The sequence below is a fragment of the Thermoactinomyces sp. DSM 45892 genome, from assembly GCF_900107305.1.
In the GTDB taxonomy this organism is placed as follows: Bacteria; Bacillota; Bacilli; order Thermoactinomycetales; family Thermoactinomycetaceae; genus Baia.
Genome location: NZ_FNPL01000017.1, coordinates 64139 through 80079 on the forward strand (window position 1 = coordinate 64139; position 15941 = coordinate 80079).

Annotated in this window: 15 protein-coding genes, 1 pseudogene and 1 other annotated feature; of the genes and pseudogenes, 6 read left to right on the forward strand and 10 right to left on the reverse strand. The window is 38.3% G+C overall.

Features of this window, described 5'->3' with window-relative positions; genetic code table 11:
- Window positions 1-68 precede the first annotated feature (68 nt).
- The gene (locus tag BLU58_RS13605; protein ID WP_093292969.1) at window positions 69-1388 is read right to left on the reverse strand and encodes a phytoene desaturase family protein; all 1320 of its coding nucleotides are present in this window, start codon (window positions 1386-1388) and stop codon (window positions 69-71) included.
- Between the two features lie 223 nt (window positions 1389-1611).
- On the opposite strand from BLU58_RS13605, the gene BLU58_RS13610 reads away from it, so the two are divergent.
- Window positions 1612-2730, forward strand: coding sequence for a glycosyltransferase WbsX family protein (locus BLU58_RS13610; RefSeq protein ID WP_093292971.1), 1119 nt, complete (start codon window positions 1612-1614; stop codon window positions 2728-2730).
- Between the two features lies 1 nt (window position 2731).
- Here BLU58_RS13610 and BLU58_RS13615 read toward each other — a convergent pair whose 3' ends face one another.
- Window positions 2732-3256 (reverse strand): CcdC family protein, encoded by a 525-nt coding sequence (locus BLU58_RS13615; protein WP_176786688.1) that lies wholly within the window; start codon window positions 3254-3256, stop codon window positions 2732-2734.
- Window positions 3257-3405: 149 nt separating this feature from the next.
- Window positions 3406-3634 (forward strand) — a binding site (T-box leader).
- Between the two features lie 43 nt (window positions 3635-3677).
- Between BLU58_RS13615 and trpS the strand changes: the two genes are divergently transcribed.
- On the forward strand, window positions 3678-4664 hold the full coding sequence (gene trpS / locus BLU58_RS13620) for a tryptophan--tRNA ligase (protein ID WP_093292973.1): 987 nt from the start codon (window positions 3678-3680) through the stop codon (window positions 4662-4664).
- Window positions 4665-4714: 50 nt separating this feature from the next.
- Here the strand turns inward: trpS and BLU58_RS13625 are convergent, their stop codons facing one another.
- Both BLU58_RS13625 and rpsT read right to left on the reverse strand, forming a co-directional pair.
- Window positions 4715-5005, reverse strand: a complete 291-nt coding sequence (locus BLU58_RS13625) for a YcxB family protein (RefSeq protein ID WP_176786689.1) — start codon at window positions 5003-5005, stop codon at window positions 4715-4717.
- Window positions 5006-5292: 287 nt separating this feature from the next.
- Window positions 5293-5559: a 30S ribosomal protein S20 gene (gene rpsT / locus BLU58_RS13630; RefSeq protein WP_093292977.1), complete on the reverse strand. Its 267-nt coding sequence runs from the start codon at window positions 5557-5559 to the stop codon at window positions 5293-5295.
- 161 nt (window positions 5560-5720) lie between these two features.
- On the opposite strand from rpsT, the pseudogene gpr reads away from it, so the two are divergent.
- Window positions 5721-6461, forward strand: a pseudogene (gene gpr, locus BLU58_RS16980) (GPR endopeptidase); the annotation flags it as partial.
- On the opposite strand, the gene BLU58_RS17320 reads toward gpr, so the two are convergent.
- The 5 genes from BLU58_RS17320 to BLU58_RS13655 all read right to left on the reverse strand — a co-directional run bounded on the left by BLU58_RS17320 (window position 6420) and on the right by BLU58_RS13655 (window position 11821).
- Window positions 6420-8228: a recombinase family protein gene (locus tag BLU58_RS17320; RefSeq protein ID WP_093292981.1), complete on the reverse strand. Its 1809-nt coding sequence runs from the start codon at window positions 8226-8228 to the stop codon at window positions 6420-6422. The pseudogene gpr and the gene BLU58_RS17320 overlap by 42 nt on opposite strands.
- Window positions 8229-9051: 823 nt before the next feature.
- Complete coding sequence (locus tag BLU58_RS13645) at window positions 9052-9354, reverse strand: hypothetical protein (protein WP_093292983.1); 303 nt, start codon at window positions 9352-9354, stop codon at window positions 9052-9054.
- A 40-nt stretch (window positions 9355-9394) separates the two neighbouring features.
- On the reverse strand, window positions 9395-10012 hold the full coding sequence (locus BLU58_RS13650; RefSeq protein WP_093292985.1) for a hypothetical protein: 618 nt from the start codon (window positions 10010-10012) through the stop codon (window positions 9395-9397).
- Between the two features lie 317 nt (window positions 10013-10329).
- On the reverse strand, window positions 10330-10482 hold the full coding sequence (locus BLU58_RS16550; RefSeq protein WP_176786691.1) for a hypothetical protein: 153 nt from the start codon (window positions 10480-10482) through the stop codon (window positions 10330-10332).
- Complete coding sequence (locus tag BLU58_RS13655) at window positions 10466-11821, reverse strand: helix-turn-helix domain-containing protein (protein WP_093292987.1); 1356 nt, start codon at window positions 11819-11821, stop codon at window positions 10466-10468. Before BLU58_RS13655 ends, BLU58_RS16550 begins: the two co-directional genes overlap by 17 nt.
- A 490-nt stretch (window positions 11822-12311) precedes the next feature.
- Here BLU58_RS13655 and BLU58_RS13660 point away from each other — a divergent pair, with 490 nt between their 5' ends.
- Window positions 12312-13082 carry a hypothetical protein gene (locus BLU58_RS13660; protein ID WP_093292989.1) on the forward strand — a complete coding sequence of 257 codons (771 nt, stop codon included), beginning with the start codon at window positions 12312-12314 and terminating at the stop codon, window positions 13080-13082.
- A gap of 75 nt (window positions 13083-13157) precedes the next feature.
- Window positions 13158-13289: a hypothetical protein gene (locus BLU58_RS16990; protein ID WP_255404717.1), complete on the forward strand. Its 132-nt coding sequence runs from the start codon at window positions 13158-13160 to the stop codon at window positions 13287-13289.
- 445 nt (window positions 13290-13734) lie between these two features.
- Here BLU58_RS16990 and BLU58_RS13665 read toward each other — a convergent pair whose 3' ends face one another.
- Entirely contained in the window at window positions 13735-14469 is a 735-nt protein-coding gene (locus BLU58_RS13665; protein ID WP_093292991.1) for a sigma-70 RNA polymerase sigma factor region 4 domain-containing protein, read from the reverse strand.
- Window positions 14470-15076: 607 nt separating this feature from the next.
- Between BLU58_RS13665 and BLU58_RS13670 the strand changes: the two genes are divergently transcribed.
- Complete coding sequence (locus tag BLU58_RS13670) at window positions 15077-15853, forward strand: hypothetical protein (protein ID WP_143123796.1); 777 nt, start codon at window positions 15077-15079, stop codon at window positions 15851-15853.
- Window positions 15854-15941: the final 88 nt, after the last annotated feature.

The window sequence follows — 15941 nt, forward strand, 5'->3', positions numbered from 1 at the left end:
TTTATTGAATGGATAGTATGTAGCATAAAAAATCCTGATCCATTATAGCGGATCAGGATTTTTTATGCTTACTTCGCTTCTGCTATGTTTTCTTTTGGATGTGTTTTGCTATGTTTTAAAATGCGACTGGTTACCTCGTAGGCGGAGGTGAAGGATAGTTCGGAGAGCTGCCCTTCTCCTTGGCACCAATCACCTGCAAATGATGCATTTGGTAAGCTATAAAATTTTATTGGCATGAGGCGTTGATCGTTGATACATTTGATTTCTTGTACTGTTGCTTTTTTGGATAGACGTTTGGCTACTAAGAGATCGCGCCAGCCAGCATAGTGTTTGTCGTATACGGTTTCGATGGCGGCAACTTTTTCATCGGCCTTGCCCTCGGCAATTTCGTCCTCGTTTAGATAGGCAATCGCTTGTAGAAGTTGCCCACCTTCTGGAACGCAGGTGTGATCATAATGGGAAATATCGGTGATAAAAACACGTTCCTGCTTATGATAGATGTAGGTATACGGGCTTGGAATCCGTTTGCTTAAACCGAGGTCATATACCACCACTTGAGTCGGTTTATATTGATTGTACTCGTCAAATAAGGAAGCATATTTAGTTTCAGCAAACAAAGTAACCAGATCCTTCGGTGGGATACAGAAAATAATCTGGTCAGCGACATACTCGGCGCCTTCTTTGCCGATTAGTTTCGTGACTCGATTTCCTTCCATTTCTAGCTTCGAAACCTTTTCTTTCGTGATAATCTGCCCACCATTTGATTCAATGATGTTCGCAAATCCTTCTACGATTGACTGCCAGCCACCACCGATATAGGCAACGGCACGGTTGGTAGAAAATAGCCGTTTATAATACTGGAAGAAAAGTGGTGATGGAATCTTTTCGGATTCATTGGTAAAGAAGTTAGATGATGCTACTGTAAGTAATAAATCTCGAATCTGAGCGGGTTGGCTCTCTAAATATTCCCCGATCAGGACCCCCTCTTCCCCTCGTTCAATGGAAGAAAGAGTTTTTGCGATTTCATAAGCAAAACGAACTTTGTTGTTAGCATCTAGTATTTTGGTTTTATACAAGCCTTCCAATGTAGCTGGCATAGGAGTAGTAAAAGAGCCTAAGTCATAATAAGCTTTGGAAGGTGTAAAGTCTTTCCAATCGACTTGAAGGTGAATTTCGCTTTCAAATTTGCGTAAGATAGATCGATCCCGTGCATAGATGGCATGGGCTCCAAAGTTAAAGTTAAACCCTTTCATGGGGATCGTGATAGCACGCCCGCCAAGCTTAGGTGCTTTTTCTAGTAGGGTAACTTGATAACCGTGATGTGCGAGTCGCGCAGCTGCAGACAGGCCAGCTAGGCCTCCTCCAACTACTATTACTTTCTCCGGCACAACAAACACTCTCCTCTATTAAAAGCGAGTACACTTTTTGTTTTCATTTGAAGATATATACAAAATTCATTTTCATCATCTTCTATTGTAACAATTTGTGAGACAATGAGGTAGTGTTCATAATATGTTCGAAAATTTCGCTTTATTTTAGAAGAATGGGATACATGATATAGTAATATCACGAAACTACATGAAACAACTGAATAGAGAAAGGATGATTTGGATGAATCTGTCTTCTACGGAGGAACCGAAGGTAATCGCCCTCTATCTACCTCAATTTCATCGTGTGAGAGAAAATGACATGTGGTGGGGAGACGGTTTTACTGAGTGGACGAATACTCGCAAGGCAGCTCCATTATTTCCCGGGCATTATCAACCGAGGGAACCACAAAATGATTTTTACTACGATTTAACAGATCCAGACGCGAGAAAATGGCAAGCAGAAATAGCAAAGGAACATGGAGTATTTGGCTTCTGTTATTATCATTATTGGTTTAAAGGAAAAATGTTACTTGAGACCCCGCTAAATGAAGTGCTACGTTTAGGAGAACCAGATTTTCCTTTCTGTCTTTCATGGGCAAATGAAACGTGGAGTCGTAGATGGAATGGAGCGGATCAAGATATATTAATGGCTCAAGAGTACGGGGATGAAGAGGATTGGAAAGAGCATTTTGATTATCTAGTACAAGCCTTTAAAGACCCCAGATATATCTGTATTGATCATAAACCTCTTTTTACTATTTATCGTGCCGGCGATATTCCACGTTATCGTGAGATGTTATCCTATTGGACTGAATTAGCCAAACAACAAGGGTTTGAGGGGATTTATTTCGTAGAGACAGTATCGGGAAGGCCGCCGTTTAAGGAATTGGATGGCTTTGATGCTACGTTTGAGTTTGAGCCTACTTATACGTTGGCATGGGATCGAGCGAATCGAAATGAGATCATTAGGCAAGTTCCATCCTATCAAAACCCTAAAAAATCCTTCCGTTTGTACGATTATGATGGAATGTGGGATCAGATTTTAAAACGTAATCCAGACAGAGGAGAGAAAAAAACGATTTTAGGTGCATTTGTAGATTGGGATAATTCTGCGAGGGTGGGGGATCGTGCTTCCGCCTTTACGATTTCAGATAGTACACCTGAAAAGTTTGGGAACCATATGGCCGAACAATTAGAGAGAGCGAAACGAATCGGAAGTCCTTTTGTAGTTGTAAATGCGTGGAATGAATGGGCAGAGGGTACTTATCTTGAACCAGATAAGAAGTATGGGCTTGGGTATTTGGAAGAGTTAAAGCGGGCAGTTGGACAGGCCTGTGGAAAGAAAAAACAGCCTAGATAACTTACTCTAGGCTGAGTGATGGAACGGTGATGGAAGAAGAGTCCGTAAGTTTTTTTTCCACCTTCTTATATTTTCGATACATGGCGATCCGCCAAGGTAGCAACATCCCGAATGCGAGAATAAAGAAAACGCCAGCTGTTTGAGGGATGCTAATATGTTGTTCAATGTAATTGTGAAGTGCAAGTCGGATCACTAGTAAAGCAACGATAATCACTAAAAATGCTTTCGATCGCTTCAGGTAGATTTCATTGTTTTGAATTTGAAAGTTGGACGTGAGGATGAGTGGAATCGCTAGAAAGATGAAACCACATACAAAAGCAATGAGTGCCCAACTCCAAGGGATTCTGGTGAATGGAAATAAAAACATAGCAAATCCAGTGCTCATCCCAAGAGGAGGGATAAGGATTTTCTTTGCTGATGTAGGTTTTTTCGTAGCACGAATTCTGATGATCATCACGGTACATGCCATTACAATCAGAACAATGGTCGTAATGATATGTACATTAAAAGGAATGAACTGTTCCATGACTGAAGCCCTCCTTCGTTACAGGAAACGCTAACATAAAAATTTTTGAAAGTAAACCGCTTGACTATAGCATATAGATAAACCATAATGGCTATACCTATATTGTAAGTGTTAAATTGACATCTTAAACCTATTTTACATATAAATAGTGAAATGCGATGAAGAAGAAGAGTACCCGAGGAAGGATTGTACAGAGAGTTGATGGTCGGTGCAAATCAACCAATTCCCTTGGTGAATGGGCTTCTGAGCAGTACTGTGAACAGGTAACCTCATTAGCAGATGACCGGCGGAATCCGTTATGATTCATTGAGAGCACGATGTTTGTTTAGTCATGCATTGTGAACTAGGGTGGTACCGCGACAAAAGCTCGTCCCTTTGAGGATGGGCTTTTTGTGTTGATTTAGAAAAGGAGATGACGAAGTTGAAGTGTGTATTTAGTGGTGTGAAGCCGACAGGGATTATTACATTAGGAAATTATCTAGGTGCAATTAAGCGATTTGTTGATATTCAGGATCAAGCGGAGGAAAATTTCTATTCTGTGGTGGATCTTCATGCACTCACAGTCGCACAAGATCCAAAAGAAATGTACGAGAACACATTAAATATTGCCGCAGTCTATCTGGCGGTAGGATTAGATCCTCGCAAAGCCACTCTTTTTGTCCAATCCCATGTACCTGCTCATGCAGAAGCCTCATGGATGCTAACTTGCTTGTCCCGAATGGGTGAACTGAACCGGATGACCCAGTTTAAAGATAAGGGAAGGGGATCTGATAGTGCAGGGGTTGGCCTATTTACTTATCCAGTGCTAATGGCTGCGGATGTATTACTATATCAGACGACCCATGTACCTGTAGGAGAGGACCAAAAACAACATCTTGAATTAACTCGCGACCTAGCTGAGCGCTTTAACCGTGATTACGGGGAAATATTTGTTATGCCAGAGCCATTGATCGCAGAAGTAGGCGCTCGTATTATGGGGCTACAAAATCCAGAGAAAAAGATGTCTAAGAGTGATGATAGTGACGCCAACTACATCACCTTGATGGATACGCCGAAAGAGATCGAGAAGAAAATCAAACGGGCAGTAACAGACTCCGAAAATGCGATTTATTTTGATGAGGAGAATAAACCGGGAGTAAGCAATCTGCTTTCGATTCAAAGTGTACTTACAGGCGAGGATATGGATCGCATTGTTCAATCTTATGAAGGTCTGGGATACGGGGCATTAAAGAAAAATCTCATTGAAATTACTGTGGATCATTTAACCCCCATTCAGCAACGCTACCAAGAAATTCGCCAATCAGAGGAGCTAACGAATATCTTACGCCATGGAGCCGAACATGCAGAAGCAGTAGCGGGTGAGACGTTAAGGAAAATGAAAGATGCTCTCGGTTTAGTCCGTTTGTAGGGTAATACATCGAAACAGCCACATGTTTAAAGACGTGTGGCTGTCTGTTTTTAACAAATTTCCTTTTTACTAAATAAGACGATTTGTTTTCGCCAGTTTTGATGTTCTTCTTCGGATAAGAAGGTTCGTTTGGGAATAATGATTGCACAGTTTTTCTGCGTATAGACTAGATAACATTTGCGACACTCTATAATCCGATGAATGAGATCCCAACGTATGGACATGCTGGAGATGGTGGATTCAGACTTAAAACTATCTTCTGTTAATTCTACATAGTATGCCCCAAAGAAACCATTTTTCTTGGCTTGACGAATACCGCGAAAGAGAAGTGTATCGATCAAAAAGATATATGCCCCTAAGTATATAGGAATCATAAACCATTGGAATGGCTGAGTGTCATTCACCTCTCGAAGATAAAAGATAGAGAAGGGGACAATCATGATGATGAAAGCAATTAGGATGCCAGAAGTATTTTGTAAATAGTGGTATTTTATGAATTGAAGGTAATCTTTTTGTGTGAGTTCATAGGAAGATTTGATATAAAACACCTCTTTATTTAAAAAAACAAACGATTTGGATGTACAAAAAAAGCCTTCCCACAGTTTAGGGGGTCGGCTGGTTGCTTTCACTACGCCTGAAGCGCTTGAAGCTTTTTCGCTAGACGGGACTTTTTACGAGCCGCTGCGTTTTTGTGTAATAGACCTTTGGTTACTGCTTTATCCAAAGAACGGCTAGCCTCTTGTAGAGCTTGAACAGCTACGTCCTTGTTGGAAGCATCAACTGCGGTGATATACTTTTTCACAGAAGTACGAACAGCGGATTTTTGGGCCGCATTGCGTTCGCGACGTACCTCGTTGGTTTTAGCGCGTTTAATAGCAGATTTAATGTTAGCCAATGAATTCACCTCCAGAGAAAACGTTACGCATCTCATTACGTGCAACATGCAACATTTTAACACGCGTATTGGTAAAAAGCAACCAATACAGAGAATTAGAAGATCCATCCTGGGTCAAAATACCATAGAGAAGAAAAGGATGAAAGTAGGTATAGATTATTATGAACCAAGAGCATCAAATTCAGCTACCCCCTTTTTCGATTCGGACTGATCTTGCTCGTGAGGCCCATGAAATGGCAGTTCAAAAGCATCAAGAGAAAGGACAGAGCCAGATCTCAGGCGTTCGAATCGAAGAGACAAAAGATCAAGGCATAACAACGAGCTGGATTTGGGTTGATAATCAAGCTGGTGCGCAAGAACTGGGGAAAATGCCTGGAACCTATCTTACGATTGAAGTGCCTGCACTACGGGGCAAAGATTCTGTTCTCCAACAGAGAGTAGCGAAACATTTTGCTAAGGAATTTTCTCGTTTTCTCCACGAAGTTGGGATTGGTCCTGATGCTTCTTGTTTGTTAGTAGGCTTAGGCAATCGAAATGTAACAGCGGATGCACTAGGTCCTTTAGTAGTCGAACATTCTATGATTACGAGACATCTTTTTTTATTAGCTCCTGATCAAGTGGCGGAAGGATATCGTTCAGTCGGAGGAATTGCCCCTGGGGTACTCGGGACGACGGGGATGGAGACGAGCGAAATTATCAATGGAATCGTGCAACATGCTAAACCCGATTTCATTATCGTGTTTGACTCTTTAGCAGCTCGTGCCTTAAATCGTGTAAACACAACGATTCAAGTAGCAGATACGGGGATTCATCCTGGATCAGGAGTAGGAAATAATCGCAAGGCAATAAACAAAGAGACCCTAGGAATTCCTGTCATTGCAATTGGAATTCCTACTATCATCATTTTGCAGGGATGGAGATACTTCTGTATCTGTAGATTTTTTAAGGCTTGTAGCAGTTTCTCTAGCACAGCTAACAGCTTCAAAAAATTTTGCGACATCAAAATTAACTTCTACGTCAATAACCCCATCAGAAGATATTCTAATTTCCTCGACAACACTTTGTAACATTTGTCTCTTCTCTTCTGTGGTTGCAATATCAATCATGTCGCCCCATGCTAATAGTAGGTCTTGGAGTTTTAATACATCAACCTCAGACATTCCATTAGCATCTCGTAACGACTTCATTTCCTCATACAACCGTTCAGCAGACTCAAATTCTCTTACGGCTTTTTCGTACAGCTCTGATATTTGATTTTCAGAGTAAGGAGAGCCTTCACCCATTAAAATCTTCATTAGATGATTATTAGCATTATCTTTAGCCTTTTTCCATTGTTCCATGTCTTGCTTAGCTTGAACCATTTTTTCTTCAATCTCTTTTGAAGCGGTCATGGTTTGTTTTTGGATCTCGATCAACACATTAGAGTTAACTAGCTCTTTCAGATACTCTTTGACTCTATCAAGAACTATTTGCTCTATTATTTTTGACCTGTGGCTACCTTTTTTAGAACCACACGCCGCAACCCCTGCTTTAAGCCTTTTAAGACATCTATAGATGCCGTATAATTCGCCTTTAGCAGTTCTTTTAGCGTCTAACCAATCCCTTGAGCTACTATACGTATAATTGCTTCCACACTCGCATTTTAGTAGCCCTACTAGTAACCCTTGACCTGTTCCCGTCCTTCTGGGGGCTACATTTCCAAAGGTAGTACTTCCGGTTCTAGACTTTTTGGTTCTCTGTGCTTTCTCCCAAATATCAGCCGAAACAATTTCGTATTCACTCCAGTATCTGTCTGAAACTGTTTCTTCGCCTTCTTTGGTATACATCTGATAGGAACCAAATTCACCTTCTACTGTTTTGGTTTTACCATATGAAAGATAGCCTTTGTACACTGTATTTCTTAAAATCTTTCTAACACCATCAGCTTTCCATTCTCTACCTGTCTTTGTCTTTATTCCTCGTTCGTTTAAATATCCTGCAATTCGTAGCATTCCGAGGCCTTCAGATGTATATAATCTATAAATCTCATGTACAACCTCTGCTTCTTTAGGTTCTTTTTTCAGCATATTAGACTTCTCAGGGTGATTAATGTAGCCATATGGAGGATTGCCGCCCGTCCAGTATCCCTCTTTATGAATCAACTTCATCATATCCGTAACCCTTGTTTTGGTATCCATTGATGACTTTTTGGCCGACCAAAACTCAATGAAGTTTAAAATCTCATCACTCTCTTGATTGTTGGTAAACTCTCTATTTTTATCAACAACCCAAATCCTACAGAATCGTAGAAACTTGATAGCATGGTTAAGGCTCTCTGTAGACCGTCTACCAATCCTATCTAGCTTGTACACTAGTAAGATGTCATAGAGACCTTTCCTGGCATCCTCAAAAGCCTGATTTAACCCTGTTCTCTTGCTTACATGAGTATGAAAGCCTGATACTCCTGCTTCCACATACTCAAGGCCTGTAAATTCCCATTCAGGTCGATCTTGTATATATTCCATACACTTCTTTTTTTGTAAAGGTAGATCATCTTCATCAATAGAGGTTGGTCTTGCTGATACCTTTCCCGATCTAGAAGCTTTTTTTATTCTACCTTGACTTGTTTGTTTGTTGGTACTACCCCTCATAAAAACAGCTACCCTTAACTTTTTCGCCATTTCATCCATCCCTTTTAAATACCTATCGTTTATATATTACAGGTATTATATCGTAGCTGGATATCGTAGGCAATAGAGTTGCTGATCAATAAATAAAAAAGAAGAAGTTTTCTTAACTTCTCCCTGATTTAGAGTTATAATTTTCATCTTGTTTTTGTCTATAGTATCTTGAAGCCAGTTGAATAAATGTATGTTGGAAATCATTTATTCTTTGTTCTAATTCTATTGACGATAGCTTTTTATTTGATGGTATGATTCTAACTTTATAGTCTGCCATGAAATACCAATCCTTCCTTTATGTGCAGTAGTTTTTTCTGAGTAACGTTGAATTATTCATTTAAATAAGTAATTAGATAGAGGATGGCAAATGTGACAGTCCACTTTTGACGGTTCATTCTTGACAATCATCACGGTTTTATTTTTGCCTTGAATCCCCCTCATTATTTAAATAGCGCACAGGTAAGGAGAAAGGGGACATAAACCCCTCATTAATTTTTCGAACACATTACTAAACACATTAGGAAGAAATCACACGACAAATGAATAGCCTAGGAGAGGATGTAAGCAACAGAGAGAATAAAGGAGGGTAATTTTATAGGGAAACATACTTGTAGTGAATAGGGGGGGTACAGGGGGACTACCCCTTCGATATACTGGAGAGGAGCCTATTAATAATATCTATGTAAAAAAATACCTAGAAACGAAAAAAGAGCCTATATAGCTAGGCTCTGATGTAACAAACATAGTGATAAAGTGTTCGATAAGGTTTACATTTTGGAGAAGGAAACAATGAACGAAAAATAATATTATTAATGAAGTCGAATAAATAATTTCAGGGGCCTAAAAGTAAAGTTCCAATAGGAAATAATAGTATTATACTAAATGTTAGGATAAAGTTCCCAGTAATTCCGAAGATAGAAAGACGATTTCTTTTTTTTCTCCCAATCTCACCCAAAAATATTCCTACAGGATTGACTACCATTGTATATGCATACAATGGAATTCCTTTGTCAAAGCCATAGTTAAGACTTGGGATGGTAAGAAAAAGTACCCATAGAGTAATACCTACCACAATAAAAATAACTGAGGAGATGCTCCATATTCCCCAATTTGATTCATGATGTTTCTCAATCATAGTCATTTCTCCCTAATGTAAGGTGGTAAGAAATCAATCTTTATGAATTACCTAGTGGTGTTGAAGCCATATCTCTGTTTGAGCAAAACCTAATGCCCATCTGCTTATAGAAATAAACATAAACTATAGAAGCAGTGCCTCTTTCTCCCTGCTTCATATAAGGAAAACTCTTGTAAATACCCCACAGTAAGTTTCTGTCACATGTACAATGAAAGTAGCCAACTTTAGCATAACATAGATCGTGTTCCATACAGCGATGATCTAAATTATCTTTCGGTTTTGGGTTGTTCCAAGAGTCTCCTCCATGTCCTGGACCACACCAATTACCGTGTACTGGTAGACCTGGCTTTGCTCTACCACGTGGCTTTTTAGGATTTTGGTCGGATGAAAATTGGTTAAATTCAATCCCGAGTTCTAATTGTTTAGAAGTAGCACCATCTTTTTTTGCTTTTTCTACATCAAAAGTTAGTAAATTATCCTTATTCATAGTAATATATTTATCTAAGAAGTCCACGTTATCCTTTAATTCCTGATGGTCTTTTGGGGGAGTGGTAGTTTGGGATTGAGTAGTGGCCCCAAACACAGTATTTAAGGGAAGTAAAAAGTACATGGTACATAAAGCAAGCAAAGCAACTAACTTAATTTTTTTAATTAACAAAATTCTCTCTCCTTTTAATTTTATCTGTTCTATAGGGATTTAGAATTACCAGGACTAAACCCACAGTATATTTAAGAGATACTCAAATTCTCCAGATTATCATTTAACACTTTATCACGGAGTATATTTAATAATAGAATACAATATATGTCAATTAGCAAATAAATCCCATATGCAACTAATTAGTTTATATCTAATGTCAAAAAAATATCTAGAAAAGAAAAAAGGAGCCTATATAGTTAGGTCCCTCATGAATGAACTTGCTATTTGGTTTTTAAAGTATTTAAAAAAGGGAGTACCTTTGTAGCCTACTCTTTCTATCCATGTTCTGGTTCTATCTGAGGTGCTACAAGTTTGGCAATCTTCATAGAAGAATGTGGAGACGAGTTATCGAATACGCCCCACATAAAGAGAGTAGAAACAGCAACAACAAAGGAAATGCCCACAAAGACTTTAAGCAATCTCATCATAATAGTAGTCTCCTTTCCACATTGCAGATTCTTGTAATTCAAGAACTTTACTAGCACATTTTTGAAACTCATTATCATTAACATTCTGCCATGCATTAGCAAGTCTAGACCATGCTTGATGCTCGTGTTTTTTGAAGTTGTATTGAGATGCAAGTTCCTGTGCTTGCTGGTAATGCTGAACTGCTGACGAATGATTCTCTTTGTTGATTTCAATATCACCTAAAAATAAAAGAGCATGGAGTAGTTTAGTGATATCGCCAAGATCAGTTGCCATTGTTCGGGCTACATTAAGGAAGGATTCAGCTTTATCCTGCAAGTTTTGCCTTAAATAAAGCATTCCTAACCGCAAATTACCAGAAACAATAGATCGAGGTTCTACCAGACTAGGATTGAACTGAATTGCTAGTAGAAGTCTGTTCTCTGCTTCTTTGAAATCCCCCATAGATGCCAATGTATCACCAATGCAAAGCCAAAACTCTAATATCATATTGAAAGAATTGTTCTCTTCTGCTAGTACAAGTCCTTCTTCCGCATACTGTAAGGATTCCTGTAGTTTGCCTGATTTTCGTGCATACTCTGCCCTCAACCAGTAGTACTTCAATTTAATACTAATATCTTTGACTTGATGAAGAATGGAGCTGAGACTATCTAATGCAATAATGCCTTCCATTCTATTCATTTTATTATAAAATACTGATTTATTTAAATATAGCTGATGGAGAACATTTTGTCTATCTCCGTCCTCTATGAATGCTTGGATTCCTTGGTCAGTAAACAGCAATGCAGAATTGACATCATTCATTATATACTCGCAATAACTCGTTTCTAAGTAGCAAGCTGATTCAATATTATCTTCCTTTGGTCGTTCCTCTAGTAAATTGATGGCATATGAGAATAGTTTTTCTGCTTGAATCCATTGGTGTAAGCCTTGTAGACATCTGCCATTTAAGTAGTAAAACCAAGGTGCATAATGGTGGGTATCAGAAAGTTGAAGTTGTTCAAGATTGTTTAGAGCCTTTTCGTACTGCTGAAGCTTCACTAGGGTCTCAATTGATTGTAATTTAAATTGAATTACAGATAGGTAGTTTCTTTCGTGTTCAAGCATGTCTGAAAGCTCTTCCAAAGAGTGTATACCTAGCTTTTCTAGCAAATAAGTGATCATTTCCGTGGTATGCTGATTTGTCCCCCTCTCGATATTAGAGATAGTTGTTACTGATGCTTTACCATCTCCTAAATCCTTCAACCTGAGACCTTTTTCATCTCGAACCTTGCGAATCAACATGCCAATCTCTTTACGATTCTCTTCAATAAACTTTGAATCTATTGTAGATGATTTCAAACGAGATAGCTCCCTTCAATATATGTATATATATACCTAAAAACGTATACTTAATAATATGTTTAATTATATTATATTTCAACTATTTAATTTAGATTGAATAATGGACTTAATGTAAGTTCTGCCAACTAAATATAGATGTATACTATGGTTCTATCTGTGCAAAATGTCGAAATAAGTCGATTTTGTTTTGTAATTCAATCGTTATTATGGAAATTCAATTAGTTTATGGACAGTTTATAGGTAAAAGTCCGTTATTTAGGTCAAATACGTGTTGAATTCCCATTTTAATTTGGAAATTTCTATTTTATAAAAAATATAGACATTACATATTATTTTAATTACAATTTAACTAGGATGATAATTCGATACCGTGGATGATCGATAAAAACTATATATCTATATGGATGTTTCTTGTATCGATAACATCACGTATATGAGTTTTCATTATAAAATTATATATAATTAAAATAAGAAAGGTGAGTTTGGAATGAAGAAAAAGACATTTGGTAGCCTCTTAGCCCTAACAATGGTGTTTTCTAGTATGACTCAATTTGCTAGCGCTGAAGAAGCAGAGCCTCTAGCTGGTTCGTCTAGCAACCCTACTAAAGCCTCTCAAACAGCGAAGTTAAATGACAAGGAAATAAAGCAGGCAGAGAAAGTGTTCAATATGATGGGCATTAAGAAGGATGTTCAAGCAAAGCTCATTGAAAAAATAGGTAGAGGTGAACTGCTAGATTCTTCTAACCCTGCCATGAAAGGAACAGGAAAAACAACACTTAGTGAAGGTGTTGATAACAATGGTGTTTCTTACTGGCAAAGAAAGACTGTATATCCAGATGGCTCAGTTACTATGCAATCCGAATCTGGTGGCACATCAAAAGAAATTAAGCCATTAACAAAACCTTCTATTGGCCCAAACTCTATCACAGGGGGTACTTCCACTACAGGATCAGGGTATGTGGCATATGAAAATAGATTGGTCTCATATTGGAGTGGTTTTACTGCTAGTAGCTTTAGAGTAGACTATACTGTTGTAAATGGTGGCAATGATTACATTGATAGGGTTCACTCGTGGGATATATCAGCTGTCGGTTCCGTTTCTGGTGTCTCATTGCAAGTCGAGAGAGAAAGAGAAAATGGTTCCAAGAAACCTGCATACGCCCAGTTAAGATTTGTTGTTGATAAAATAATTTCAAGCACTTTCTATCACCAAGTATTTGTAGGTAAGGATAAAGCATGGGATACAGCCAACTGGTAAAAAATGATTGCTTATTACTTCAACTCATTGTAGAATTTAACATGAATTCTGAATATGGGGGAAGGATGATATCAGATGGAGATGAATGGGATAGGTACAACTCTTGTTCAGATGTCTAGCTTTCTCTGGTTGTTAGGGATTTTAGTAGCGGTGTCTGCTGGTGTTTATTTCCTTGTAAGAAACGTAAAAAAACAAAAAAAACAGTAATTTTCATAAATTAACTTTAAAAGGGAGAATGAGGGGGCCTAAATCCTTATCTCTCTTATTTTTTTCTCTAGTAAAAATTAAACGTGTTGTCAGAGCTAATATAAACCCCTGTACAGATACTTTTATTTAGATTGGGTTTAAAGCTACTAAAAAAGAAGAAACAAAGGCTTATCCCCCTTTCAGATGCTCCCTTTAGTTAACACAATGTTATCGAGACTTGTTCGCATGTTAAACTTCCCACTATAAAATATTTTTCTAAAGGTGTGTCAGTCAGGTATAAACCAACGAATAAAATAATGTCTTCACTCGAAGGTAACTCCCTATAACCTGCCCTATACTAGTATGTACTTAATAGATATCTATATATAGGTAGAGAGCATATGGGATCGGTGCAAATTTCTTTAACAGGTGGTGCAAATTTATTAATCGTAGTAGTGTAACTCTCTTAAATTGCCTTGTTTCTGATTCGCTTTAACATACGTCTTGCTGACTCTCTATGACTTAACCCTAGATGAGTAGCTATTTCTGAATTACTAGCATCAGGATAGGAATATAAGAATGTAACTAAATGTGTTTCTTGTTTGCTTGATTCGTCCAGTAATTTATTAATGGATATTCGATCTGTTACGTTCTTTTCTATATCTTCTCCGCTACTGATAAACTCGCTTGCTTTGCTCCATAATGGACATGTTTCTTCTATCTCAAACTTAGCTTTCTTAGTCTTGGTTCGGTGTCTAATTAAATCAGTAGCTCGTCGATCTAATGAGAGAATAAGTGTTTCAAAGAAGTAGAAGTTACCGTGTGGCTGATAAGCTCCATCATCCGTTCCTTGTTCGATATCTCCATCGCATAATCTCCAAGCAGTCTCCCAAAACACTGATTCGAATTCATCTTCTAGAATTGCCCTATATGCCCACTTCTTACTGTATACCTTGGCTTTCGCTTGTATAGTAAATTGAACATCTTTCAATAGGCTATGCAATCGCTGTTCAGGTGGTTTCTTATCTATTCCGTACTTGCTTTTAGCATAGGCTTCCCACTTCTTCTCTATTCGAAGGATAAACTCTACCTTACTAGGTTTGTGTCGGTGTCGAAGCCCTTTCTCTTTTTGTATAGATGGATGCTCTTCCTCTATTATCGGGTTAAATACTACAAGTCCTGATCGTCGTTGTTTGCTCATTCTGTTCCTCCTAAATTGGATACACTCTATTAGTAATTAGACTCTCTTCGTATCCTGTGACATTCTCTATCACTCTGTGACGTTCACTTCTATAAGCGTATGAATACCGAAATGGAGGACAAAGCCACATAAAAAAACTACTAACCTCAAATTTGAGAGTAGCAGCGATCATTAAATCTAATTTTGGATGCAGTAAATCAAGGAATTACGTTCCACAGATTTGTGGAGCGCATCATTATAATCGACCTCCTTAAATCTAAGGGGGTTCAATATACCGTGCCTTACGTATTCACCGCTCAATTTTGTGCAGTGAGAATATCTTTCGAACCTTACTCGCTACGAATTTGTGGGCAGTAGTAATTACTAAGCCCAACTTTGGGCTGTGAAAATTGCTAATCTCACCCCTCAAATTTGAGGAATCAACTAAACCGACTTTGGACAAATATAAATGAAACTATTACGATTAAATATTGAGATAAATCTAATTTTGTTATATAATATTAGAATAGGTAATTTTATATGTAGCATGTAAATCGCAAATAGCATTAATACGAAGGGGTAGCTTATGCTGCCCTTTTTCGTTGGGTTATGGGGAGATATGGCATCTATGACAAACAGAAAAACATTCCTAAAAGCAATACTAATTATGATGGTAGCTTTAATCGGGTTTGGATTCATAGGAAGTGGAGTTACATATGCAGAATTCATTGATAATACTCCAATTAATGGTAAATTTAACGAGAATATCGCAAACACATCAACAGCTACAGAAAAAGGGTGGCTAGAGTCTGCTGGAGATTGGATTAGTGATACTTTCAACGATGTGACTGACTGGTGTAGTGAAACGTGGGACTCAATATGGACATCTATTAAGGACTTCTCTATAGGTGTTTGGGATTACATTATGGAAAACAAAGTTCTTAGTGTAATTGTCCTTACCATACTTGGTATATTAGCCGTAATAGCAGGCATTCTTATAGGTATTCCCTTGCTTGTAGCTGGTGGTGTTGGATCGTTAGCAGGCATGGGGATTATGGGACTTGTTTCATGGCTAAGTAGTGACAATGGTTTCATGAGCGATGGAATGTTGAAGGATATGATTATAGGTGGCCTAGGCGGTATATTATCTGCCCCATTAGGTGAATGGATTGCAGGTTCTAAGTTGGCCACTTGGATTGCCTCAAAGATCAATATTTCTTGGTTACAAAGTGCATTCCCTCGCATCTTTGGTGGTTCTGTAGCTGGTGGAGCAGACCAAGGCATTATGGACTTTCTAAGTAGTGGGAAGTTCAACTGGAAGAATCTATTAGTGGCTATGGCTTTGGGTGGCAGTGTGGTTGGTGGTGGAAGTTATGTAGCTACCCATTTAGATGATGTTGGATAGGCTACAGTAAGTTAGACAGAAAAAATAAGGTCAGGTAAACTTGTTTCAACAGGAGAAACGAGGGAACGATTATGACCAGAAAACCAAG

Bases quoted from the DNA above. Each gene is read 5' to 3' on its own strand.
- BLU58_RS13610 (WP_093292971.1), top strand. From the start codon at position 1,612: ATGAATCTGTCTTCTACGGAGGAACCGAAGGTAATCGCCCTCTATCTA.
- BLU58_RS13615 (WP_176786688.1), bottom strand. From the start codon at position 3,256: ATGGAACAGTTCATTCCTTTTAATGTACATATCATTACGACCATTGTT.
- BLU58_RS17320 (WP_093292981.1), bottom strand. From the start codon at position 8,228: ATGGATGAAATGGCGAAAAAGTTAAGGGTAGCTGTTTTTATGAGGGGT.
- BLU58_RS13645 (WP_093292983.1), bottom strand. From the start codon at position 9,354: ATGATTGAGAAACATCATGAATCAAATTGGGGAATATGGAGCATCTCC.
- BLU58_RS16550 (WP_176786691.1), bottom strand. From the start codon at position 10,482: ATGATGAGATTGCTTAAAGTCTTTGTGGGCATTTCCTTTGTTGTTGCT.
- BLU58_RS13660 (WP_093292989.1), top strand. From the start codon at position 12,312: ATGAAGAAAAAGACATTTGGTAGCCTCTTAGCCCTAACAATGGTGTTT.
- BLU58_RS16990 (WP_255404717.1), top strand. From the start codon at position 13,158: ATGGAGATGAATGGGATAGGTACAACTCTTGTTCAGATGTCTAGCTTT.
- BLU58_RS13665 (WP_093292991.1), bottom strand. From the start codon at position 14,469: ATGAGCAAACAACGACGATCAGGACTTGTAGTATTTAACCCGATAATA.
- BLU58_RS13670 (WP_143123796.1), top strand. From the start codon at position 15,077: ATGACAAACAGAAAAACATTCCTAAAAGCAATACTAATTATGATGGTA.